This is a genomic window from Primorskyibacter flagellatus (assembly GCF_048268605.1).
Taxonomy (GTDB): Bacteria; Pseudomonadota; Alphaproteobacteria; order Rhodobacterales; family Rhodobacteraceae; genus Primorskyibacter; species Primorskyibacter flagellatus.
Genome location: NZ_JBLWVF010000024.1, coordinates 1 through 21377, shown reverse-complemented (window position 1 = coordinate 21377; position 21377 = coordinate 1). Strand labels below are relative to the sequence as shown.

The 21377-nt window shown below is 59.1% G+C and carries 19 protein-coding genes and 2 pseudogenes; 5 read left to right on the top strand and 16 right to left on the bottom strand.

Annotated elements, in window-relative coordinates:
* Positions 1-13: 13 nt before the first annotated feature.
* Positions 14-880 (bottom strand): MurR/RpiR family transcriptional regulator, encoded by an 867-nt coding sequence (locus ACN0WV_RS17535; protein ID WP_082035343.1) that lies wholly within the window; start codon positions 878-880, stop codon positions 14-16.
* A gap of 182 nt (positions 881-1062) precedes the next feature.
* Here ACN0WV_RS17535 and ACN0WV_RS17530 point away from each other — a divergent pair, with 182 nt between their 5' ends.
* The gene (locus ACN0WV_RS17530) at positions 1063-2199 is read left to right on the top strand and encodes a DmpA family aminopeptidase (RefSeq protein ID WP_040181251.1); all 1137 of its coding nucleotides are present in this window, start codon (positions 1063-1065) and stop codon (positions 2197-2199) included.
* A gap of 154 nt (positions 2200-2353) precedes the next feature.
* Here ACN0WV_RS17530 and ACN0WV_RS17525 read toward each other — a convergent pair whose 3' ends face one another.
* Entirely contained in the window at positions 2354-3232 is an 879-nt protein-coding gene (locus ACN0WV_RS17525) for a LysR family transcriptional regulator (RefSeq protein WP_040181364.1), read from the bottom strand.
* Positions 3233-3312: 80 nt separating this feature from the next.
* On the opposite strand from ACN0WV_RS17525, the gene ACN0WV_RS17520 reads away from it, so the two are divergent.
* A complete protein-coding gene (locus ACN0WV_RS17520) occupies positions 3313-4110 on the top strand; it encodes a phytanoyl-CoA dioxygenase family protein (RefSeq protein ID WP_071233286.1) in 798 nt (265 codons plus the stop codon).
* A gap of 233 nt (positions 4111-4343) precedes the next feature.
* On the opposite strand, the gene ACN0WV_RS17515 is transcribed toward ACN0WV_RS17520, so the two are convergent.
* A complete protein-coding gene (locus tag ACN0WV_RS17515) occupies positions 4344-7229 on the bottom strand; it encodes a Tn3 family transposase (protein WP_417607504.1) in 2886 nt (961 codons plus the stop codon).
* A 94-nt stretch (positions 7230-7323) separates the two neighbouring features.
* Here ACN0WV_RS17515 and ACN0WV_RS17510 point away from each other — a divergent pair, with 94 nt between their 5' ends.
* Together ACN0WV_RS17510 and ACN0WV_RS17505 are read left to right on the top strand one after the other, a co-directional pair.
* Positions 7324-7929 (top strand): recombinase family protein, encoded by a 606-nt coding sequence (locus tag ACN0WV_RS17510; RefSeq protein WP_417607502.1) that lies wholly within the window; start codon positions 7324-7326, stop codon positions 7927-7929.
* Between the two features lie 33 nt (positions 7930-7962).
* A pseudogene (locus tag ACN0WV_RS17505) lies at positions 7963-8838 on the top strand (transposase); the annotation flags it as partial.
* Between the two features lie 201 nt (positions 8839-9039).
* Here the strand turns inward: ACN0WV_RS17505 and ACN0WV_RS17500 are convergent.
* From ACN0WV_RS17500 to ACN0WV_RS17445, 12 genes are all read right to left on the bottom strand, one after another.
* Entirely contained in the window at positions 9040-9858 is an 819-nt protein-coding gene (locus tag ACN0WV_RS17500; protein WP_417607500.1) for a universal stress protein, read from the bottom strand.
* A gap of 74 nt (positions 9859-9932) precedes the next feature.
* Positions 9933-10835, bottom strand: coding sequence for a LysR substrate-binding domain-containing protein (locus tag ACN0WV_RS17495; RefSeq protein WP_417607498.1), 903 nt, complete (start codon positions 10833-10835; stop codon positions 9933-9935).
* A 38-nt stretch (positions 10836-10873) separates the two neighbouring features.
* A complete protein-coding gene (locus ACN0WV_RS17490) occupies positions 10874-12154 on the bottom strand; it encodes an amidase (protein WP_417607496.1) in 1281 nt (426 codons plus the stop codon).
* Positions 12151-13329, bottom strand: a complete 1179-nt coding sequence (locus ACN0WV_RS17485; RefSeq protein WP_417607494.1) for an oxamate carbamoyltransferase subunit AllG family protein — start codon at positions 13327-13329, stop codon at positions 12151-12153. Before ACN0WV_RS17485 ends, ACN0WV_RS17490 begins: the two co-directional genes overlap by 4 nt.
* Before the next feature lie 24 nt (positions 13330-13353).
* Positions 13354-13959: a hypothetical protein gene (locus tag ACN0WV_RS17480; protein WP_417607492.1), complete on the bottom strand. Its 606-nt coding sequence runs from the start codon at positions 13957-13959 to the stop codon at positions 13354-13356.
* Between the two features lie 24 nt (positions 13960-13983).
* Complete coding sequence (locus tag ACN0WV_RS17475; RefSeq protein ID WP_417607490.1) at positions 13984-14886, bottom strand: NAD-dependent epimerase/dehydratase family protein; 903 nt, start codon at positions 14884-14886, stop codon at positions 13984-13986.
* 11 nt (positions 14887-14897) lie between these two features.
* Positions 14898-15863: a PDR/VanB family oxidoreductase gene (locus ACN0WV_RS17470; RefSeq protein WP_417607488.1), complete on the bottom strand. Its 966-nt coding sequence runs from the start codon at positions 15861-15863 to the stop codon at positions 14898-14900.
* The gene (locus ACN0WV_RS17465) at positions 15863-17071 is read right to left on the bottom strand and encodes an aromatic ring-hydroxylating oxygenase subunit alpha (RefSeq protein WP_417607486.1); all 1209 of its coding nucleotides are present in this window, start codon (positions 17069-17071) and stop codon (positions 15863-15865) included. Before ACN0WV_RS17465 ends, ACN0WV_RS17470 begins: the two co-directional genes overlap by 1 nt.
* A gap of 226 nt (positions 17072-17297) precedes the next feature.
* Entirely contained in the window at positions 17298-17678 is a 381-nt protein-coding gene (locus tag ACN0WV_RS17460) for a VOC family protein (RefSeq protein WP_417607484.1), read from the bottom strand.
* Between the two features lie 14 nt (positions 17679-17692).
* Positions 17693-18979, bottom strand: coding sequence for a TRAP transporter large permease (locus ACN0WV_RS17455; RefSeq protein WP_417607482.1), 1287 nt, complete (start codon positions 18977-18979; stop codon positions 17693-17695).
* Between the two features lie 45 nt (positions 18980-19024).
* The gene (locus ACN0WV_RS17450; RefSeq protein WP_417607480.1) at positions 19025-19612 is read right to left on the bottom strand and encodes a TRAP transporter small permease; all 588 of its coding nucleotides are present in this window, start codon (positions 19610-19612) and stop codon (positions 19025-19027) included.
* Entirely contained in the window at positions 19612-20616 is a 1005-nt protein-coding gene (locus ACN0WV_RS17445; RefSeq protein ID WP_417607478.1) for a TRAP transporter substrate-binding protein, read from the bottom strand. Before ACN0WV_RS17445 ends, ACN0WV_RS17450 begins: the two co-directional genes overlap by 1 nt.
* A gap of 87 nt (positions 20617-20703) precedes the next feature.
* Between ACN0WV_RS17445 and ACN0WV_RS17440 the strand changes: the two genes are divergently transcribed.
* Positions 20704-21138: a BrnA antitoxin family protein gene (locus ACN0WV_RS17440; protein WP_417607476.1), complete on the top strand. Its 435-nt coding sequence runs from the start codon at positions 20704-20706 to the stop codon at positions 21136-21138.
* Here ACN0WV_RS17440 and ACN0WV_RS17435 read toward each other — a convergent pair.
* Positions 21043-21301, bottom strand: a pseudogene (locus tag ACN0WV_RS17435) (tyrosine-type recombinase/integrase); the annotation flags it as partial. The gene ACN0WV_RS17440 and the pseudogene ACN0WV_RS17435 sit on opposite strands and share 96 nt — an antisense overlap.
* Positions 21302-21377: the final 76 nt, after the last annotated feature.

Sequence of the window (21377 nt, the reverse complement as noted above, 5' to 3'; positions counted from 1 at the left end):
TCCTCTCTTCGGCTTACCTCGTGGTCCGGCTGAAGCGCGACTGGGCGGCCGCGACGGTCTCGATCGTATCGGCGGCCTGCTGGCCCAAGGCTCCGGCAACGTCATGTGTCAGCAGATTTGTCAGGATGCTGAGTGCCCCCTTGGAGCGGAAGACGAGGCCGGTGTTCGTCGTCGCCGACAGGACGTGCTGGCTGTATTTCAAGGCCCAATGGCAGGATTCATCACAGATCACGATCATGTCGATCCCGGCCTCAACTGACAGCCCGGCGAGGGTCTCTGCCTGTACACTGTAGGGGTAAGTATCAACGATCACCAGTGTTTTTTTCTCCGCCGGATCGGTGAAGAGCGCACCGTAGGCTTCGTCCTGCCCGTCGAGATAGGATACTCTCGGTCGCACGTTTTCGAGCATCGCCGCAAAGCCGATGGCGATGTGCCGGATGATCTGGAAGCTGGTCATATAGACCGCCTCGGAGGCGGCCAAAAGTTCGACGCACTGATGCCAGTTCGGATCGTTGCGCAACCCGTGCACTTGCTCAATGGCGGCGATCTCAAGCCGCAAGTTCTGGCTGGCCCATTCCTCCAACCGGCCGGACTGACCGTAGCGTTCGAGGCGCTGACCAAGGCTGCCCTCCTCCGACAGGGCAGTCACGAATATTCGGCTTTGCTCGAACGACTTGGCTTCGGAAAAATCTCGGAAGCCGATCTTGCGGACAAATCGGCTGACCGTCATCGCGCTGACGCCGACCTTGGCGGCAAGAGAGGCATTGGTTTCGACCATCAGACCTTCGGGGTTGGTTTTCAGATAGTTCGCCAGCGACCGCTCTGCCTTCGAGAGGCTGGGCAAATGCTCCTGAATTCGTTGCGTTAATGAGGCGCTCATCCGATTATCTTACTGCGGTGCTGATCTTCGGAGTTCCCGGTGGCCAAGGCCGTCCGAACCGTGACCCGCCGCAAACGCCTGTGCAATAACGGGGTATGTTATGTCTAACCATGTTATTCTTGTAACTAGAACTCTATGGCGTTACAAGCGTAACCACAGGTTCTGGGGAGGAGCGGCGATCTATGGCAAGTACACACATAACTCGCTCGGGAAAACCGAGGGCCCGCGCACTGGGCTTGAACTTCGAGGGAAAACCAGGTCCAAGCAACAACATCACGGATGTTGACGGCGTATCAGTTGGGTACTCCACGATCGTCGAGGGTGATGGTGCGCTGCGCGTTGGTGACGGTCCCGTTCGAACCGGAGTAACTGCGATTCTACCGAGACGCCCCAAAAACCTCTCTATCCCGGTTTTCGCCGGCTACCACAATTTCAACGGCAACGGCGAAATGTCTGGCGCGCACTACCTCGACGAAGTTGGCCAACTGACCTTTCCGGTCACCATCACGAACACACATTCCTGCGGCGTCACCCGCGACGCCACGCTGAAATGGGCGAGCCGTGCGCATCCGGGCTCTCTGACTGATGCCTTCGGTTTGCCCGTTTCGGCGGAAACCTATGACGGGTTTCTCAATGACATCAACGGGTTTCATGTCACCGAAGATCATGTGTTCGAAGCCATCGAAACGGCTTCTTCCGGGGCTATCGAAGAAGGCAGCGTCGGCGGTGGGACGGGCATGAAGTGTTTTGGATTCAAGGCTGGGTCCGGGAGCGCCTCGCGGGTGGTCCGCTATGGCGACGAAAGCTACATGGTTGGTGTTTTCGTCCAGGCGAATTTCGGCACGCGCGAGCATCTGACTATCTGCGGCATAAACATCGGTGCCGGGCTGCCGGAACCCGCGATCGTGACGCACACACCGCCGACAGATCTGAGTTCGATCATCGTGGTGATTGCCACTGACGCGCCGCTGATGCCGCATCAGCTGAAACGCCTGTCGCGTCGCGCGACCTTGGGGATGGGGCGGCTTGGTACAATCGGAAACCACTCTTCAGGCGATCTTTTTCTCGCCTTCTCCACCGCAAACGAAACAGCACTGGCGGCGAAGGAAGCCAGCGCGCAACGTGCGGCATTCATCCCGGACCCGCATCTCGACCAGCTTTTCGAAGCGGTGGTTCAAGGGGTTGAAGAGGCGATCATAAACAGCATGGTGGCCGCTGAAACAATGGTCGGACGCGACGGTAACACCGTCCCCGCCATCCCGCATAACGTCCTGCGGCAATTGGCCGATACCGCCGAACCGGCGCGGGCAGAGGAGTGATTTCGAGAGGAAGGCAGAGAAGATCGAGATGAGCGCCGAAACTATTGCTCCAACCCCGGTCGTGTACGGCTTGCAAAAGCGTTTCGGACAACTCGAGGTTTTGAAGGGCCTCTCGCTGACCGTCCGCGAAGGCGAGCTCTGCCCAAAACGGACATCACAAATGTTGTGCAACTGTCTCCAGGATTTCCCTGAACTGCGAGTCCTCTTCGCGCAAAGCCGACCAGAGTAGAATGATGCCGGCCGTTGCATTGGGCGTCGAAACAGGAATTGTCACCAATGGTTTCCCGTCATAGCTGATATTGCCTGGTGGGCGCGAGTAGCTGATACCGACGCCGCTTCCATGCGCGGCCAGGGAGCGCATCATCTCCAAAGACGTCGCCCGATGGGCTACCTGGGGCAACACGCGAAGCTCATTGAACAGGTTTCGCAAATACCCTTCCGACAAATCTTCGGCGAAGAGGATAATCGGATGATCGACCAACTGTGCTAGATCGACAGAGCGTTGTTTCGCCAAGGGGTGATCGCACGAGAGAAATGCGACCGGGGCAACCTCTCGCAGTTTCTTGCGCCTAAATCTCCCTTCAAATCCAATGTCATAGGTTATCGCCACGTCCACGCGCCCCTCAGCGACATCGGATGCAAGGCCAGAAAAACGTCCCTCAAGGCCTTGGAAGGTGATTGCAGGGAAGCGTGATTTCAGCTTTTCCATCACTGGCGCAAGATACCAAGGCGCGATGTCCTCGAAACAACCCAACACAAAGGGGCGCGTTGTGTCGCGCCCCAACTCGATATCGCTCGCCATGCCAAGAAGTGCATGCGCTTTTTCCACGAACCGGTGCCCGAACGGCGTCATCATAATGCCGGCACCTTTGCGCCGGTCGAAGATCTTTCGTCCGATCCGCTCTTCCACGCGGGTAATCGCAACCGATAATGAGGGTTGCGAGACATGCAAACGGGCAGCTGCGTCGGTCAGGCTGCATGTTTCGGCAACGGTCACGATGTATTCGTACTGGCGTAGGGTAATGTATAGCATGAAACTATACATACTATGACTAGACATTATTGGGAATTAATTATGAGGGGATTTACATTACACTGAGACAGAGGAGAAACGTGATGCACACACTTTTGACCCAAGACGACATTGACACCTTTCAGCGCGATGGAGTCGTCCTGATCAAAGGGCTTTTCAAGGACCATGTTGAGAAAATCCGCAAAGGAATCGAGCGCAACATGGCAGAGCCAGGCCCCTATGCTGCCGAAAATCTCAAGGAGGGCGAAGGTGGGCGCTTTTTTGACGATTACTGCAACTGGACCCGTATCCCCGAGTTCGAAGATGCCATTCGCAATTCGCCAGCAGCCGAGGTGGCGGCGGATCTGATGCAGTCAAATAAGGTGCAGGTGTTTCACGATCATGTGCTGGTGAAAGAGCCTGGAACATCAAAACCGACGCCATGGCATCAGGACGGCCCCTATTACTTCGTTGGCGGAAAGCAGAATGTCAGCTTCTGGTCGCCGATGGATGTGGTTAAAGGGGCAAGCCTTCGGTGCGTTGCCGGCAGCCACGCCTGGGAAAAACCCGTTCTACCGACCCGTTGGCTCGCCGAAACCAACTTCTATCCCGACGAGGACACCTATATGCCGGTACCCGATCCGGATGTCGAGGGCATGGATGTCAGGGAATGGGAGATGGAGCCCGGTGACGCCGTCGCTTTCAACTACGACACCCTGCATGGTGCGCGCGGAAATACGACAGATGTGCGCCGCCGCGCGTTCTCATTGAGACTGGTTGGTGATGACGCCCGCTTTGTGGAGCGTCCCGGCCCGACCTCGCCTCCCTTTCCTGGCCACAACATGCAACCCGGACAAATGTTGAGAGAGGACTGGTTCCCGATCATCTATCAACGCTGATCTGCGGGAACGCAGAGGATCATTCGACAACTACTGTTCGCGGCCTCCTGATGGCATCAGGAGACCGCGAAAGTTCCACAACAACCGCGAAGTACAGAATAGCGGTCACTGGTGCCACTGAGGTGAATTCTCGCTATGTCCCGGGCCGGCCATGACAATCGTCGATTTCGCTGCGGCTCGCATGAAGGGGTCGCTTCCGGTATGGGGCAGAATGACACCCTAAGGTCCTGACGTCACCTTTTTGGCCACCTGTATTCTCCTGTGATGAGGATATGGGCCCATCCGAGGGGCGAGATGTGGCTGAGCAGCTCTGGCGGGCAATCGAGGCCCGCGTGTTTTCTCTGCGCCGCGGCCTGTCCGAGATGCTTTGTATTCCAGTAGATGATGATGGCGGCAAGAAGGTTGAGGCCTGCCATGCGGTAGTGCTGGCCTTCGGTGGTGTGGTCGCGAATTTCTCCCTGTCGGCCGATACGCAGGGCGTTCTTGAGGGCGTGATGGGCCTCGCCCTTGTTGAGTCCGATCTGCGCGCGGCGTTGCATGTCGGCATCAAGCAGCCAGTCGATGATGAAGAGCGTGCGCTCGACTCGTCCGATTTCGCGCAGAGCGATGGCCAGCTCGTGCTGGCGTGGATATGCCGCAAACTTTCGCAACAGGTGGCTCGGCGGCATGACACCGGCGACCATAGTGGCCGCGCTGCGCAGGATATCCGGCCAGTTGATCGTGATGGTGCCTTCCCGGATCTTGCCGCCAATCAGCCCCTTCAGCTCTTTCGGGGCATTAGCAGGGTCGAAGACATGGAGCCGCTTTGAAGGCAGGTCCCGGATGCGGGGAATGAACTGAAAGCCCAGAAGAGCGGTGACGGCGAAGACATGATCTGTGAACCCGCCGGTATCGGCGTATTGCTCGCGGATCTTGCGGCCGGTCTCGTTCATCAGCAGGCCATCGAGGATATAGGGGGCCTCACTGACCGTGGCCGGAATGGTCTGTGTGGCGAAAGGTCCGAATTGGTCGGAGATATGGGTGTAGGCTTTCAATCCCGGCTCGTGGCCATATTTGGCGTTGATCAGGTTCATGGCTTCGCCCTGGCGCGTGGTCGGGAAGAACTGCCCGTCGCCGGAGGCGGTGAGGCCTGCCCCCCAGAACCGGGCCATGGGCAAGGCGGATTGGCTTTCGATGACCATGGCCAGTGCCCGGTTCATCGCCTCGCTTTCGACATGCCAGCGAGACAGCCGCGAGAGCTGGAAGTAATCATGGGTGTTGGTGGCTTCCGCCATCTTGCTGAGGCCGAGATTGAGGCCCTCGGCCAGCAACACGCTCAGCAGACCTATTTTGTCCCTGCAGGGCGCTCCGGTACGGATATGGGTGAAGGCATCGGTAAACCCGGTCGCCTTTTCCACCTCCAGCAGCAAATCGGTGATCCGAACCTCGGGCAGGCGCTGATAGAGGTCCAGAACCAGCTCATCAGCTTCTGCCGGAACGGCTGCCGTCAGTCGCTCGACGGTCAGCACACCGTTTTCGATCGACCCGCCCGGAATGGCCCCGCGCCGGGCGGCCCGTGCAAGACGGTCCAGCCCGTCGGCCATGCGTGCTTTTCGGCCTGCAATCCATTCGGCCGGTTCAAACGGCATGACGAGCCGGGATGTCGCCCGCGCCGCAGCCATCGGGACTAGGGTCTGGGTCAGATCGGCATAGCGCCGGGATTGTGTCAGCCAGATGTCGCCGGATCGGAAGGCATCGCGAAGATGAAACAAGACCGCCACCTCCCAAAGCCGATGATCACCAAGGGGCTGAGCAAGGAGAGGGCGGTGCCATTTGGAACTGCGGGGCAGGAAGCTTGTTGGCCTGTCTGGCCCGTGTTCGCCATGGATGATCAGCTGCGTGGCAGCGATCAGGGGTGCGGCCACCGGGGCTGCCTGAATGTTGAGCGCGCGTAGCATGCGCGGGGCATAACGCCGGAACCGGTGGTAGCCTTGCGTGACGTGCGCCAGGGGATCCGCCGCCATCGTGCCGGTCAGGTCTGTGGCCGTGGCCACCAGACCCTCGAGGTGATGCCAGCCACAGGTCGTTTCCACGGCACATCGAGGTGCACCATCGCCTCGCGCTTCGAGCAGGGCGGAGCCCAGGCCGGAAAATGCGCGCAACGTGTCATGCAATGCCGCCTTGGCGTCAGCGATCCGATGATCGCACAGCCGTTTCGCATCCCGCCAGGTCTTGCCCACGATCCGGTCATGTGTCTCGACCACAGCGTCGGCAATGGCGGCGCGCCATTCCACGGCACAAACCGCCAAGATAGCCAACCGCCGGTCACTGGAAATATCGCGCAGCCCGTCTGTGAAATAACGCTCGCCCTGTCGGCGAAGGCGGATGATTCGATGGGGTGGTTCGCCGTCGAGAACAGCCGACTCCAGACCCATGCCTTGCAGGAATTCCAGCCGGTCCAGCAGACGGCTCATATCGGCCGAGTTCTTGCCCAGTTCGAACTGCCGCAGCCAGATGAACCGGCTGATCCGGCCATCGACATCTTCAGTCAGCAAGGCGTCGAGGCAATCCCTCATCGTATTGTCCAGGCGACTGGAAATGCGCGTCTCAACCCGACGCTCGGCGGCGACAAGCGCATCAGCACAGAGCCTCTCGATGACCGAGACCCCCGGGAGGATGATCTGAGTGCGGCGGCATTTCTCTACGAAGCGTCGCGCAAGATCTTCGTTGGATCGTGCGGCCTCCGCCTCCCCGTCGAGCCAGGCTTTCAGATCACGGGCGCCACGACCCGAAAACATCTTGTAGCCGTAAATGGCACGAAGCGCTTCGAGATGTTGCTGCCGCGTTTGGCGGCGGGCGGCATAGGTAAGCAGTGCATTTCCTGTGATGCCCAGTTGCGCCCCGATGAATCGTAGGGTGGCTTCCGGAATGGTCTCGCCTTGTGTGAGAAGGCGCCCTGGATAGCGCAAGGCGCAGAGTTGGAGCGCGAACCCGATCCGGTTCTCGGGCCTGCGCCGTTCCCGAATATGTTCGAGATCATCATCGGCCAGGGTGTAATGGCGTAGCATCGCCGCCTCGTCGGTCGGCATATCGAACAGAGCTGCCCGTTGGCGATCAGTCAGGATATGGCGTCTTGGCATGCTGTGCTGTCCTTGTTAGTCATAAGTCTGTTCAGGACAGTTTCCGCATCAGTAAAATCAACGGCTTGCAAGGGCGAAATCCGAGGGAGTTCAATTGGGACAGACCGCTGTCATCTATGCCCGCGTATCCACTGCGGACCAGTCCTGCGACCGTCAAGTCAATGAACTGACCGCCTTCGCCGAACGCGGCGGCTATGACATCGTCGGCGTCTTCAAGGAAACCGCACGTGGGGCATCCGCCAATCGCATCGCCCGCAATCAGGTCATGAACCTGGCACAGGCCCGCAAGTTCAATGCCGTTCTCGTCTCAGAGCTTTCCCGATGGGGCCGATCCACGCAGGATCTGCTGGATACGCTCAATCAACTGGCGGGTTGGAAAGTCTCTGTCGTCGCCATGAGCGGCATGACATTCGAATTGGACACCCCGCATGGCCGGATGATGGCCACCATGCTGGCCGGAATCGCCCAGTTCGAACGCGATCTGCTCAGCGAGCGCGTCAAATCCGGGCTCGCTGCTGCACGTGCGCGTGGGAAAAAGCTCGGCCGACAGCCAGGGCAACGGCCAAAATCCGACAAACTCGCACCAGATGTCATCCAGGCCGTTGCCGAGGGACGATCATACCGATGGATCGCACGAGACCTCGGTATCAGCAAAAACACCGTCCTCGACATCATGAAGCGATATCGCGAAAATCCTTAGGGTGTCATTCTGCCCCATACCGGAAGCGACCCCTTTTATCGATGGTATGATCTCTATGTCGAAGGCGGGTTTGATGCGTTGGCGGATCGCGCGTCTCGGCCGAAGTCGGTCTGGAACCGCATCCCTGATGCCCGCCGTGACGATCTCATTGAGTTCGCGCTGGAGCATGAGGCGCTGACCACACGGGAACTGGCGGTCAAATATACTGACGAGAAGCGGTATTTTATCTCTGAATCATCAGCTTATCGTATCTTGAAAGCAGCTGATCTGATCACAGCACCAGACTATGTGGTGATCAAGGCCGCCGATGAGTTCACGGACAAGACCACCGCCATTAACCAGATGTGGCAGACCGACTTCACCTACTTCAAGATCATTGGCTGGGGCTGGTATTATCTCAGCACCATCCTCGACGATTACAGCCGCTACATCATCGCCTGGAAGCTCTGCACAAACATGCGCGCCGAAGATGTGACCGACACGATCGAGTTGGCTCTGACTGCATCAGGCTGCGGGCAGGCTGTGGTCCGACACAAACCGCGCCTGCTGAGTGACAATGGGTCCTGCTATATCTCTGGAGATCTGGCCAAGTGGCTGGGAGACAGGAAGATGGACCACGTGCGTGGGGCGCCATTCCACCCGCAAACCCAAGGCAAGATCGAACGCTGGCACCAAACCATGAAAAACCGTGTTCTGCTGGAGAACTACTACCTGCCCGGTGATCTCGAGCGCCAGATCGGGGCCTTCGTCCACTACTACAACAACCAGCGCTACCATGAGAGCCTGAACAATGTCACACCCGCCGACGTCTACTTTGGCCGGGACAAGGCCATTCTGAGAGAAAGGGAGAAGATCAAGAAACTGACGATCCGACAGCGCCGCTTGCAACATCAAAAACAAGCAGCATAATCAATCACACAACCGAACCAGAGCCTCCAATGTTCAAGCCGCTCTGATGTCCCATTTTATATGACGACGGACACTCCATATATGGCTACGTTCCCGTTTGCTGAGTTCGACGGCCGCGGCTTGCTCCGCTTTGGTCAGATTGTCCTTAATCTCGCATGGAGAACGCCGCAGGAAAGTTTCCACCAGATTCCAGGCACAACCTCAATGAGACATGAACAACGGAACATGCGCATCGCGCATCACGTCGGTCGTCACGCCGCCCCACAGATCCTGCGAGAACTTGCTGTGTTCGAATGCTCCCATGACGATGGCCTTGGCTCCTTCGGAATCGGCGGTCTCCAATATCATGCGCCCCACCGAGCGTGTTTTCGGCTGATGCACATGCCGCGCATCCACATCGTGATGGCGCAGGTTCGCGATCAACTGATCGGTTCCCGGCGCCGGTTTGCTGCCGATGGTCAGAACCGTCACGCGCCCACGCTCGCGCAGCAGGGGCATCGCATCGCCAACGGCGCGCGCGGCGGCGCGTTTGCCGTCCCAGGCCAGCAGCATGTTTTCTGCCAGTCCAGGCGCGTCGAAATTTCGGGGAACTACCAGCACCGGACGACCACTGTGCAGCGCCATCAGGTCGGGGTTGGCGGCCATATGGGTATCGGCCGATCCGGGCCGGTGCATCCCCATCACGACCAGATCGAAGGTGCGCGCGAAATCCGCTAGAGGTGCGCCGTGCTCGACATCCAGATCGACAAAAGACGCCTTGTCCGACCGCCCGTGTTCGACGACTGCCGCCTCGAACACGGTGCGCGCCTCCTCGATCTGCTTACGGTCGAACTCACGCAGGGAAACCAGCATGTCGCGGGGCAGATGGGTCGCCATGCGCCGTTCCATCGGCGGCTGCCCGTATCCCAACACTGCGGTCAGCCATCCGTCGTGGTGGTCGGCGATCTTGATCGCGTGTCGCAGCGCGGACATGCTGGAATCATGGCCGGTATAGGCAACCAATACGTTCTTAATCGTCATTCGCTGATCTCCTTGTCGGGATGCAAGAGCCTACCGTCCGGTCAAACCGTAGCACCCGTTCCAGGTCCAACGCGTCAGTTACTGGCATTGGTCTGGCTCTCGGTAAGCAGCCAATCGATCACGCGATGGACCCGCGCTTCCGGTGGACGCCGTGACGGCCACGCGAGATAGTAGGAATATTCGCCGAGGGTCAGATCGAAAGGCCGGATCAGTTCGCCGCAACCCACCAGTTCTGACAGCAGCGCGGGATCGCTGAGCATGATGCCTTGACCGTTCAAGACCTGTTGCAACCGGACGTTGGTATCGTCCACCAGAACGGAGCCGGTCGTTTTAAGATTGGGCACGCCCGCCTTCTCCAGCCAAGTAGACCAATGTGTCCGGTTCTCCTCGTGCAGCAGGGTATAACGGGACAAATCATTCGGTGTCTCCGGAATGCCCGCTGCCCGCGCCAGTCGTCGGCCCATGATTGGGGTTAACGTGCCCTTGACCAGCCGTTCGCATTTCATATCCGGCCAACCTCCCTGGCCCCAGAGGATAGCGAGATCCACAGTTTCCGCATCGGCCAGAGTAAAGGTTGTCTTGTGAATCAGATTCAGGTCGATCCCGGGTAAGGTCGTCCACAAGCTGCGCAACCGCGGTGCCAGCCACAAGCTGGAAAAGAACGGGCGACACAACAGACTGACACTCTTGGTGCTGAGAGGAGTCCGCATCTGTTCGATCGCCAGCCCGATCTTCTGAAACGGATCATCTAGGCGACGATACAGGAAATCTCCTTCAGCCGTCAGGGACAATTGTCGCGCCGTCCGGTCGAATAGGCGGGTGGCCAGGTACTCCTCCAACTGACGGATCTGATGACTGACCGCTGATGGCGATACATTCAATTCCGCCGCCGCAGTCGTGAAGTTCAAATGCCGAGCGGCGACCGAAAACGTGCGCAATCCGTTCAGATGAGGGATATATGTCACATCGATAAGCACCGGACCGCAGTTTCCTGTTGAAGTTAGCATAGTGATAGTCACAGGTTCAGTAAAGTGATCTCTCGCCCCATGCCGAGCAGGTTCCCGTCGTGCCAGCGCTGGCCAATCAACTGTGCTCCCAATGGTCGGCCCTGCGCATCCGTGCCCGCCGGCCAACTGACCACCGGCAGCCCGAGCGCCTGCCATGGGCGGCTCATGTGCGGCGCACCTGTTGCCGCATGCCCTTCCGGCGCGCTTCCGGGAGCTGCCGGGGCCAGAATGGCGGCGCTGCCTGTGCGAGCGACGTCCAGCCATTGGCCCAACTGCGCGATTTCCGCCTGCGCGGCGGCGTAATCGGCAAGCGTGATCGCACGACCGGTTTCAAGCAATCCAGCGAATTGCGGGCTGAGCGCGTCAGGCCGGGTGCCTTCTGCGGCAAGATTGCGGGCAGCCTCGAACGCCATGACCGCGCCATGCAAATCGACAAGACGTTTGATGCGCCCTTCGTCCGCCAGATGCGTTACTGTTGCACCGGCCTCGCGCAGTTGTGCGGCCACATCGTCGATCGCCGCCTCCATATCGGCTGAGACTGCGCCGATCGCCGCGCCTTGTATCCGCATAATATGCAATCCCCTCAGCGGTTCGGCGGTACTCTGCAAGGTGCCGGGGCCTGCCAAAATGTCCGCTATCAGCCGGATATCTTCGAAATTTCGTCCCAGGACACCCAGCGAATCGTGCGATTGAGCCAATGGCTGCACACCGCGCAACGACATCAGCCCGCGGGTCGCGACATAGCCCATGATGCCGCAATAGGCAGCCGGACGAATTACGGAAGCCGCAGTCTGCGACCCCAGTGCAACCGGCACCATGCCGTCCGCCACTGCGGCAGCCGACCCGCTGGATGATCCTCCCGGCGTGCAGCGCAAATCACGGGGGTTGGCAGTCTTACCCGGCGAGAAATAGGCGAATTCGGTAGTCACCGTCTTGCCCATGATCAGCGCGCCTGCCGCCCGCAGCGCCGCCACACAGGCTGCGTCATCGACCGGTTGCCGGTTCGCGTATAGGCCGGAGCCCATGGTCGTGGGCATGTCGGCGGTGTCAATAATATCCTTGATCGCGACGGGCAGCCCGCGCAGCGGTGTTCCGGTCAGCCAGTCGGCATTGTCGTCAAGCCAGCGATGGCAAGCGTCGCGCGGGCACAGCCATTGCCATGCGCCGACCTGCGGTTCGCGCGCGGCGATCCGATCATGGCAGGCATCGAGACAGGCATGCGCATCGGTGATACCCTCCTGCAGCAGGGTCAAGGTCTCGATCAGCCCCGCTGGTATCCGGGCGCTCATGCCGGTATCAGGCTTTCAGCCATTACCGATCCGTCCACAGCGGCGCAACCACCACCGATCCGTCCGGCCTCGCCGGAAGCATCGATCATGCCCAGCAGGACCATGGGACCGACACCGGCCGCTGCTGCGCGGGCGGCATTGGTGACGCCCGGCCGCCCGAAACCTTCGATCCAGCCCTGCAAAATGGCACCTGGACGATCAGCGGCATCGACCGGCAGCAACTCTTTCATCGCCTGGGCGACCTGCGGGGCCGCATCCAGAGCCTGACCACCCAAGCCCATGAAATCGACCAGTGCGCTATCCCCCAGCGCCGGAGCTGCATGGCGCCCCTCATGCGCCGGTTCAATGCGACCGTTAATCGCTGGTGCTGGCACGATAATCCAGTGCCCGGGCTGGGATGCAACCTGATAGCCGAAACTGTGACCGTTGCCGCCGGCGCGGGTCACAAGCATGCTGCCTTCGCAGCCTTCGGCGGCGGCGGCCATCAATCCGCACATAGCCATCCAGACATTCAGAGCAAAGGCGGGTGATGCCTTCAGGAAAGCACGAACTTCACCGTCGGGATCATGCGGACCATCACGTTCAGCCAGCAACGCGATCAGCGCGGCAGACCCGGCTACGGTGCGCGAATGGCAATCGTCGCCTTGGGCCAAGGCCTCCCGCAACACCGGGTATAAATCGATCGGCTGTTCCAGCGCCTCGCCGATCCAATCCGCAACTGGACCATCCAGCCAGCGCAGGTGATCCGGCAGGTCCGGGTGAAGGATGCCCAGACGGGTGCAGAGCGTCATGCCCTCGTTGATCGGGCTGAATCGCTGCTGCGTCGAGTCGTTCGCATCCGACACTACCAGAAGCGCCGTTGAGGGGCCGACCGCTCCGGCCAGCGGAACCAGCACACCGTAATCTTGCGCCGGACCAAGGCGAATTGCTCCCGACCGGATCATCTGTGTTGCCTCGGCACCATCTGTGGCCCAGCCTTCGCGCAGCGCGACTATAGCCAGTGCGTTCATGACCGGCACTGGAATCTCCCCCGCCGCCGCAAAGGGTGGTCCCGCATGCAGCAACAAACGGCCCTCCGTTCCAGGCAGGTCGCGCAGTCGGACAATGCCCGACAATTGCGGCCGGACGGCATTGATTTTGGCGAATGCAGTAGTATCGGCGGGGGTGGTGGTCACGTCATGGCTCCTTTATCGCCGGGTTCATGCCCGGATCCAGCTTTCGCTATGGGCAAGGGCGGCGGATTGGGTGCGACGGTCGAAAAAATCGCGCTCAACAGTCTGTCCGGGCAGCTGTTTTCCGTCCACCGTCACCGAGGCCGATCCGGCAGGCTGGAACACGCTGAACATCTCGTGCGCGCCGGTCTGACTGTCCTGCGGCGGTTGCGCGACAGCGAACATCTCCCCCAGATCGCTCCAGCGCAAGGCGACGCTTCGGCCATCGAAGCTGGCTATCTCGGTCACATGTTTGGGATAATCCGCTTCGGTCGAGAATTCCGCGCCGCCGATGATTTCAAGCGTATCCAGCGCCTTGCCCGCCGGGCGGAACAGAGCGAACTTTCGAATGAAATCATCCAGCAGATAGCGCGCCAGCGGCTTGTTATCGGTCACGCAGAGCCGCACTGAATTGCCAGCCTTGTCGGCATAGGGGTCCTGCACCACCAGAGTCATGTTGCCGCGCCCGTAATCCGAGCCATTGATGCGGAAAAACACTGCGAGCGTGCTCCAGTCACCGTCGGGATCGGTCTTGAGGTAGAGCGGAGGATTATCCCCGGTCCAGTCAACCTTGCCCTTGCGCACGTAATCCATGATCTGTCCTTTCGTTTCCAGTTTCTATTGTTGCGCAATTTCCAGAATCCGGCTGGATTCATGGGTGGCGCGCATAGCGTCAAAGTCCGATGTCGGCGCCCAACCGAGCCGGGCCTTGGCTCGGTCGTTGCCGAACACCGCGGCACGTGGATTGGTGCGGAATCGTTCGCTATCCACATTGGCAGGCAGCGGCCCGACGATGCGCTGGTACCATTCCAGCGTCGGTTCGGGATGCGAGGTGTCGTCCGCCCCGATGTAAAAGCTGTCGAAGGTAATGCCGGTGACCTCGACCGCCGCCTTGAAGGCGCGGGCCAGATCCTCGGCGGTGATGTAATAGAATAGCCAGTGCCGGTCCGGGGCATCGACAAATTTGATGTACTGGTCTAGCGTTTCCGGTAGGATCACCGCCAGCGGGCGGATGCAGATCACATCCAAATGGCCCTTGCGCGCAAAACTCTCTCCCATCACCTCGGCCAGTTGCTTGCTGACGCCATATGGATAGACGGGGCGGTTTTCATGGGTCTCGTCGATCGGCAGCGATTGCGGTGCCCAGTCCGGGCGCATTTCCTGCAACCCGCAGATCGAGATTGACGAGCACAGCACGACCTTTTTCAGGCCCTGTTCCTCGGCCGCCTGCAAGACATGCCAGCTGCCCCGGGCGTTGACGTCGATATAACGTTCGGGCTCGCAGCCCCAGTCGTAATCCAAACCGGCCAGATGCACCACCGCATCCGCCCCTTCCAGCGCGGCGCGCACCGACGCCAGATCCATCACGTCCGTTTCGATGAACGTCGCGCCTTGGTCTTGACCGCTACGGGGCGGCGCGAGGTCGGCATTGATCACCTCATGATCGACCGCCAGAGCAGCGATGACATAGCGACCCACCCGGCCGGAGCCGCCGGTGACGACAACACGTTTCCTGGTCATGCAGTGTTCCTTCAGATATCTAATTCGATTTCGCTGTCCTGCGCCCGTGAGACACAGATCATCATATAGTCGTTTTCGGCGCGCTCCTCGTCGGTCAAAACGCTATCTCGATGATCCGGAAGCCCGCGCAGCACGCGGGTTTCGCAGGTGCCGCAGATGCCGTCTTTGCACGAGCTTTCAATCTTGTAACCGGCAGCTCGGACCACCTCGAGGATGGTTTGACCCTCGCCCACATGTAGCCGCTCGCCGCTTGATGCGCAGATTACGTCGAACCCCTTGCCCGCCGTATCCACCGGTTCGGAGACGGCAAAGCGTTCTATCCGTAACTGCCAGAGCGCATCAGCGCTACGCTCGGTCAGTGCATCCAGCAACCCGGTCGGGCCGCAGGAATAGACGGTGGTTTCCGCCCCCAGAGGCTTTAGCAGCGTGTCGAGATCTAGCAGCCCCTTTTCGGCGTCGAAATGCAGCGCCACCCGCGCCGGATCGAGCCCCGCGAAATCCTCATCGAAAGCCAGACGCGAGCGGTCACGCATCGCCACCACCAACTGCCAATCGCGGCCCTCTGCGGCCGCCTGTCGCACCATTGGCAGGATCGGTGTGATCCCAATGCCGCCAGCGATGAACAAAGTTCGTGCTGTCGGCTCGAACGGAAAATGGTTACGCGGCGGATTGATCCGGACGATATCACCGCAGGTGAGCCGGTCATGCACATAGGCCGACCCGCCCCGCCCGGCAGATTCCCGCAGGATACCGATCCGATAACAACTGCGGTCCGCCGGATCGCCGCACAACGAATACTGCCGGATCATCTCTTCGCCATCATCGGCCTTCAGCGGCAGCTTCAGATCAAGATGCGCCCCCGGTGTCCATTCGGGTAATTGCCCGCCATTGATCGGAGCAAGCGTCAGACCGACAATCCCGTCGGCCAGCGCATCGCGGGCGCAGACCCGCACCATGATGTCCTGATGCTGTTCCATTACTCCGCCGCAACGGCGTCACGCGCGCGCGCATCTTCGGCCCGATACTTGTTCACCAGCCAAGTCTGCAACCGCTTGATCACCTCCTCTTCCGGGGCCAGCGGACCGCGGTTGGCGAAGTTGGAATTGTAACCGGTCTGGCAGCTGCTCCAAGCGTACAGATCCTCTTCCATGACGGGTGCCAGATCTTTGACTTCGCGGTCATAGTTCTCGCGGAAATCCTCGCGGGCCAGGGTGCTTTCGGGATACATCCAGCCAACACCATAGAGCGATTTCTGTGCTGTGACTGGCAACCACATGAAATACTTCACTTTGTCGGGCATTGCCACAATCAGCAGGTTCGGTGCCACCGTCACATAGCTGAGCTGGGTGCGTTCCTGATCGGTCAGACCCTCGATCGCCGGTTGCAGAACCGACTTGGTATAGGTTGGCGCCGCGTCCTTGTGCGGGCTGCACAGATTGTAGGAGGTGATGCCGCGCTCGGTGTCGTTGAATTCGACTGCCTCATCCAGAGTGGTGCCCCGGTTGAGTTCATACATATCGCCCCATGAATTGGAGTGCAGATACATGCAATGATAGCATTCGTCGTTGAAGATCTTCCAGTTCCAGTTGAACTCCTCAAACTCCATCCGATCAGGTGCCCGCAGTTCAGCCATGTTGTAGTTGGCCAATTGCCGCGACAATTTGCCCAGACGCTCGCTGACCGGCGGCAGGCTTTCGTCCATCGTGATCATGATGAACCCTTCCCAGATCTCGGTGCGGATCTTGGGCAAGCAAATATCCGACAGATCGACAGTCGAGTCGGGATCGTCGCTGAGGCCCGGGGCAGCGATCAGATGGCCGTTGAGATCATAGGTCCACGCGTGCAGCGGGCAGCGCAGGCGGCGGACATTGCCCTGTTTTTCGGCCACGATCATGCCTCGGTGCTGGCAGACATTGGCCATGACGCTGACGTCACCGTCGCGGTTGCGGATCACGATCAACGGATCTTTGCCGACCTGAATGGTATAGAAATCGCCCTTTTTAGGAATGTCGTTGGCACGACCGACACAGAACCATTCATGGCCCCATACGGCATTCATCTCGAAGTCGAAAAACTCATCGGTGGAAAAGACTTCCGCAGGCAAGGCAATGACCTTGTCAGCCTCGAGCGTGCTACTATCGAAATCGCGGATGGCAATGGGGGATTTGCGCAAGGGTTTGTTCATGTCCAGTATCCTTGATAGGTGCATTCATGCGTCTGAATTCTGAGCCTAAAGTAGCCCCCGGCCTCTCATAGAGGAACCGATCCGTTCTCATGGGAGGATGAGTTTTACTCATTTATACGCATGAAAAATATGCGCACAGTTCCACAGTTCGCATGGAAACGAGGACGCATTCTTTACAAATTTTGCTCAAGATTGGTCCAGTGGTTCTACCAATTCGATCAGGTGGTCATCCGGGTCTAAGACGAAGCCGATCATCCGGCTTCCGTGCGCCATCTTGCGGGGGGGGTGTCCTTATGCGCACATTCTTGGTCGCGAGATAATTCATGGCCTCAATCAAGTCGGGCACGACCAGCGCTAGATGTCCCCAGGCGTTGCCAGACTCGTAGGGGCTGTCCCGATCCCAGTTCCACGTCAGTTCCAGCGCGGTCTGTTCCTCCTGCCCATCGAACGCTAGAAAGGTGTTGGTGAACCGTCCGCCAGCATATTCGGCTTGGCGGATCACCTTCATACCCAAAATATCCCGGTAAAAGCCGAGTGCGCTGTCGAGGTTCTTGACGCGGACCATCACGTGATCCAGTCGGAATTGGGGGGTGGTTTGGTGTGTCATCCGTCACCCTTTCGTCACACAAAAGCGGTCAGCCAGAGAACGATGGCCGGAAACACACTGATCAGTACCACGCCCAGAACCATCAGCAGAAAGAATGGCAATGCCGCACGGGCCACCCTGCCGATCGGCTGCCGGGTCAGCGCCTGGATGATGAACAGGTTGAAACCGACAGGCGGTGTCATCGTCGCCAATTCGACCATCAGCACCAGAAAGACGCCATACCAGATCGGATCGAACCCGGCCTGCACGATCAGCGGCAGGGTGATCGGAAGGGTCATCACGATGATCGAAATGCCGTCGAGGAAACAGCCCAGCAGCATGTAGAATACCGCAAGAAGCAGCAGCAGCGCATAAGGATGCAGCGCCATCTTCTGAATTATCGCGACCAGTTCCTGCGGGATGTGGGCATATCCAATCGCGGTGGACAGAACTGCCGCAGCGACCAAAATGGTGCAGACCATGGCCGAGGTACGCACTGCGCTCATCGCCGCATCCACCATGACCTCAACCGTCAGCTTGCCCATCACTAGAACCAGCAACACTGTCGCCAGCACTCCGACGGCGGCGGCTTCGGACGGAGTCGCGATGCCGGTATAGATGCTGCCCAGAACGATCACGATAAGGATCACCACGGGCATTAGATCCCAGATCCCGCGCAGAATATCGCCCACCTGCACCTTGCTGCCTGTATCGGGAGCCAGTGCCGGATTCAGTTTGCACCGGATCATGATGTAGGAGGAATACAGGAATGAGATCATCAGGCCAGGCAGGACCCCCGCGATGAACAGCTTGGAAATCGACACTTCTGCCATGACACCATAGATAATCATGACGATCGAGGGCGGGATCAGCAGACCGAGGCTGCCAGCCCCGGCCAAGGATCCGATCGACAGAGAGTTGTCGTATTTGCGTTCAGCCAACGCCCCGGTGGTGATCCGCCCCACCGTCGCAGTGGTGGCCGAGGTCGATCCGCTGACCGCCGCAAACAGGGTGCAACCCATCACGTTGGTGTGCAGCAACCGTCCGGGCAGCCATTGCACAAGGGGAGACAGCCCGCGGAACAGCCGGTCTGACATGTCGGTGCGAAAAATGATCTCGCCCATCCAGATGAATAGCGGGATCGCCGACAATTCCCACGCGCTGGCGCTGCGCCAAGTGATCGAGCGAGCAATCGTGCCAATCTGGGTCAGCGGCATATCGACGACGAAATACATTCCGCCGATGGCGACCATGAAGAGGCCGGCAAAGACCCAGACCCCCATAGTCAGAAAAAGCGCGATCAACGCAAGAAAAATGCCCATGCTGGGTAGAACTTCCATGTCTGCCTCGCTTTCATATCGGTCGGGTCAGAACCGGTTTTCAGGTTTTTCAAACAATCCCAGCGCATCGGCCAGAAGCTGCACCGCAAAGATCACCAGCCCGACCAACAACAGGCTTTCGGGAATCCACAGCGGCACTTGGGCCATCGTTTCGCTGGTCGCGCCACGGGTAAAGTTTCGCGATATGGTTTTCCAGAACTGCAGCGATAGGAATGTCACCAGTCCAAATGTCAGCACGATACATGTGAGCCGCAGTATCAATTTTGCCGCCGGCAACCGAACCCAGTCGATCAGGAACGTCACCTGAATCAGCGCACGTTTTGAGACCGCATCGCCCAGAGCCAGAAAAGTCATCGCGGCCACGCCATAGCCGACAAATTCATCCAGTACATAGGTCGAGCTGCTGAAGAAGCTGCGTAGGATGATTTCATAGAGGATATGGCCGGTCATGAAGGCCATGATCAAGGCCGCAAGGATACCACCGACGGTCGAGAGACCACCGGCGAAGGCACGGAAATACCGGATCGGGGTCAGGCGCGTCATGGCTGCGGGTTTGGCGGTGGGGACGGCTGTGCCGCTGTCCCGCTGATCTTGGAGCATATCGATCGCAGCCATCAATCCGCCTCAGCCTGTTCAGTTGTTCCCTGGTATTCCTTCAGGATCTGCGTTCCGACATCGCCTGCCGCCTCCAGCCAAGCGTCGATCACCGGCTGGGCTCCTTCGGCCAGTGCGGCGCGATAGGCTGGATCGGGGGTTTCGATAATCGTCATCCCGGATTCCTGTCCCTGGGCATAGGCCTTGGCCACCTCGGCATCGATACTGGACCAAGCATGCGCCTCGGTCTCGTCAGCCGCCTGCTGAACCAGCGCGCGCTGCTCATCGGTCATGCCGTTCCAGACATCTAGGTTGATGGTCACCATATTGATGGTGCTGTCGTAATTCAGAGCGTTGAAATATGGCGTATATTCATTGAAGCTCGCGCTCAGTCCCGACTCGATCGAGGTCAGCACACCATCGATTCCTCCAGCACTGAGCTGCGGCACGATATCGGCCCAGCTCAGTTGCACCGGTGAGGCACCATTGTTGAGGAACACCTTGGTGGAATTCGCGTCATAGCTGCGCATCTTGAGGCCTCGTAGCGCCTCAATGCTGTCGATCTCCTCGCGGCTCCACAATCCGCTCGACGCCCACGGCGATGAATACAGCAGACGCTGGTTGTAGTTCGCGAGCAGCTCATCGTAATACGGCGCGGCTATGTCGAACAGTCGCTTGGCCTCGACCGGATTGGAGGTCAGGAACGGCAGCGACATCAGCAGGAACAGCGGGTCCAGACCACCAAGCGGAGGGATGAAGGTATTGGCGATCGGTACCGCACCGTCGCCCACGGCGTCCAGTTGGTCGCGCGAGCGAAAACCGAGCGCACCGCCGAAATGGTGGGTAATCGCGATGTCGCCATCGCTCAATTCCGCCAGCCGTGTTGAAAAGAACGTGTCTGTCTCGCCCTGCAGCGAGGTCGCCGGGTATTCGTTCGGCATGTCCCAGACAAGACTTTGCGCCTGAGCCGCAACCGATATCAGGGCTGCACTGCCTGCAACCGCCATGACATGTAGAATATTCATTGACTTACTTCCTCCACGATGCTCCACGTCCCTGACCCCAGCGATGCCGGATGCACCGCCCAATGCGGGAACGACAGATTTTAATGGATGGCAGCTAGCGGCAAACTGGCGCCTGCAGCCAGAAATGAAAATTCACAACAGGATGAGTTTTTTTCATCGTCCGATGCGAGTGGCCATTCTCGATATCCCTTGCGCCGGGGCTGGCTGAATTCAGCACATCTCCTGTTGGATCTGTTATATTGTATAGTTTGGATCCCGATAGCGCGCTGTTTTCACGTAAGTTCTGCGCGTGGGCTAAGATATCCACCGCGAGAAAATCGGTTTGAATATCATTTATTTCCACATCGGCTGGATTGGGACGTGGTCGCGACGCTCAAGGCGACAAAGCCGGGCTGGCAAAGCCGGATAAACAATGTTTTTGCGCGGCTAGATTGGGTTGACCTTGGGTTTGCCGGAAAACAGCCAGCCCTCTGGACGCGAATCCAGCCAGGAATCCCGCAACAGGTCGAGCAATCTTGGTGACAACATCACCTTGCGATCCTTCCGCCCTTTGCCCTGCACGACATGGATAAGCAACCGGTCGCTGTCGATATCACCGGCCGTGAGATTGCAGACCTCGGAGGATGCTGATTGCGGCGCGGCATTTGAGCCCGGCACCAGGGACGACTGCCGAAAGTTCGGAAAGGGAGTGGGCAAAACCTGGTGGTCAGGCGGCCAGTTTCCTGTGAGCGACAGTCAATCGCCCGTCAAGAACGGCAGCT

Coding starts and splice junctions, on each gene's coding strand:
- ACN0WV_RS17535 (WP_082035343.1), bottom strand. CDS start 880: ATGAGCGCCTCATTAACGCAACGAATTCAGGAGCATTTGCCCAGCCTC.
- ACN0WV_RS17530 (WP_040181251.1), top strand. CDS start 1,063: ATGGCAAGTACACACATAACTCGCTCGGGAAAACCGAGGGCCCGCGCA.
- ACN0WV_RS17525 (WP_040181364.1), bottom strand. CDS start 3,232: ATGCTATACATTACCCTACGCCAGTACGAATACATCGTGACCGTTGCC.
- ACN0WV_RS17515 (WP_417607504.1), bottom strand. CDS start 7,229: ATGCCAAGACGCCATATCCTGACTGATCGCCAACGGGCAGCTCTGTTC.
- ACN0WV_RS17500 (WP_417607500.1), bottom strand. CDS start 9,858: ATGACGATTAAGAACGTATTGGTTGCCTATACCGGCCATGATTCCAGC.
- ACN0WV_RS17490 (WP_417607496.1), bottom strand. CDS start 12,154: ATGAGCGCCCGGATACCAGCGGGGCTGATCGAGACCTTGACCCTGCTG.
- ACN0WV_RS17480 (WP_417607492.1), bottom strand. CDS start 13,959: ATGGATTACGTGCGCAAGGGCAAGGTTGACTGGACCGGGGATAATCCT.
- ACN0WV_RS17475 (WP_417607490.1), bottom strand. CDS start 14,886: ATGACCAGGAAACGTGTTGTCGTCACCGGCGGCTCCGGCCGGGTGGGT.
- ACN0WV_RS17470 (WP_417607488.1), bottom strand. CDS start 15,863: ATGGAACAGCATCAGGACATCATGGTGCGGGTCTGCGCCCGCGATGCG.
- ACN0WV_RS17465 (WP_417607486.1), bottom strand. CDS start 17,071: ATGAACAAACCCTTGCGCAAATCCCCCATTGCCATCCGCGATTTCGAT.
- ACN0WV_RS17460 (WP_417607484.1), bottom strand. CDS start 17,678: ATGACACACCAAACCACCCCCCAATTCCGACTGGATCACGTGATGGTC.
- ACN0WV_RS17455 (WP_417607482.1), bottom strand. CDS start 18,979: ATGGGCATTTTTCTTGCGTTGATCGCGCTTTTTCTGACTATGGGGGTC.
- ACN0WV_RS17450 (WP_417607480.1), bottom strand. CDS start 19,612: ATGGCTGCGATCGATATGCTCCAAGATCAGCGGGACAGCGGCACAGCC.
- ACN0WV_RS17445 (WP_417607478.1), bottom strand. CDS start 20,616: ATGAATATTCTACATGTCATGGCGGTTGCAGGCAGTGCAGCCCTGATA.
- ACN0WV_RS17440 (WP_417607476.1), top strand. CDS start 20,704: ATGGCAGCTAGCGGCAAACTGGCGCCTGCAGCCAGAAATGAAAATTCA.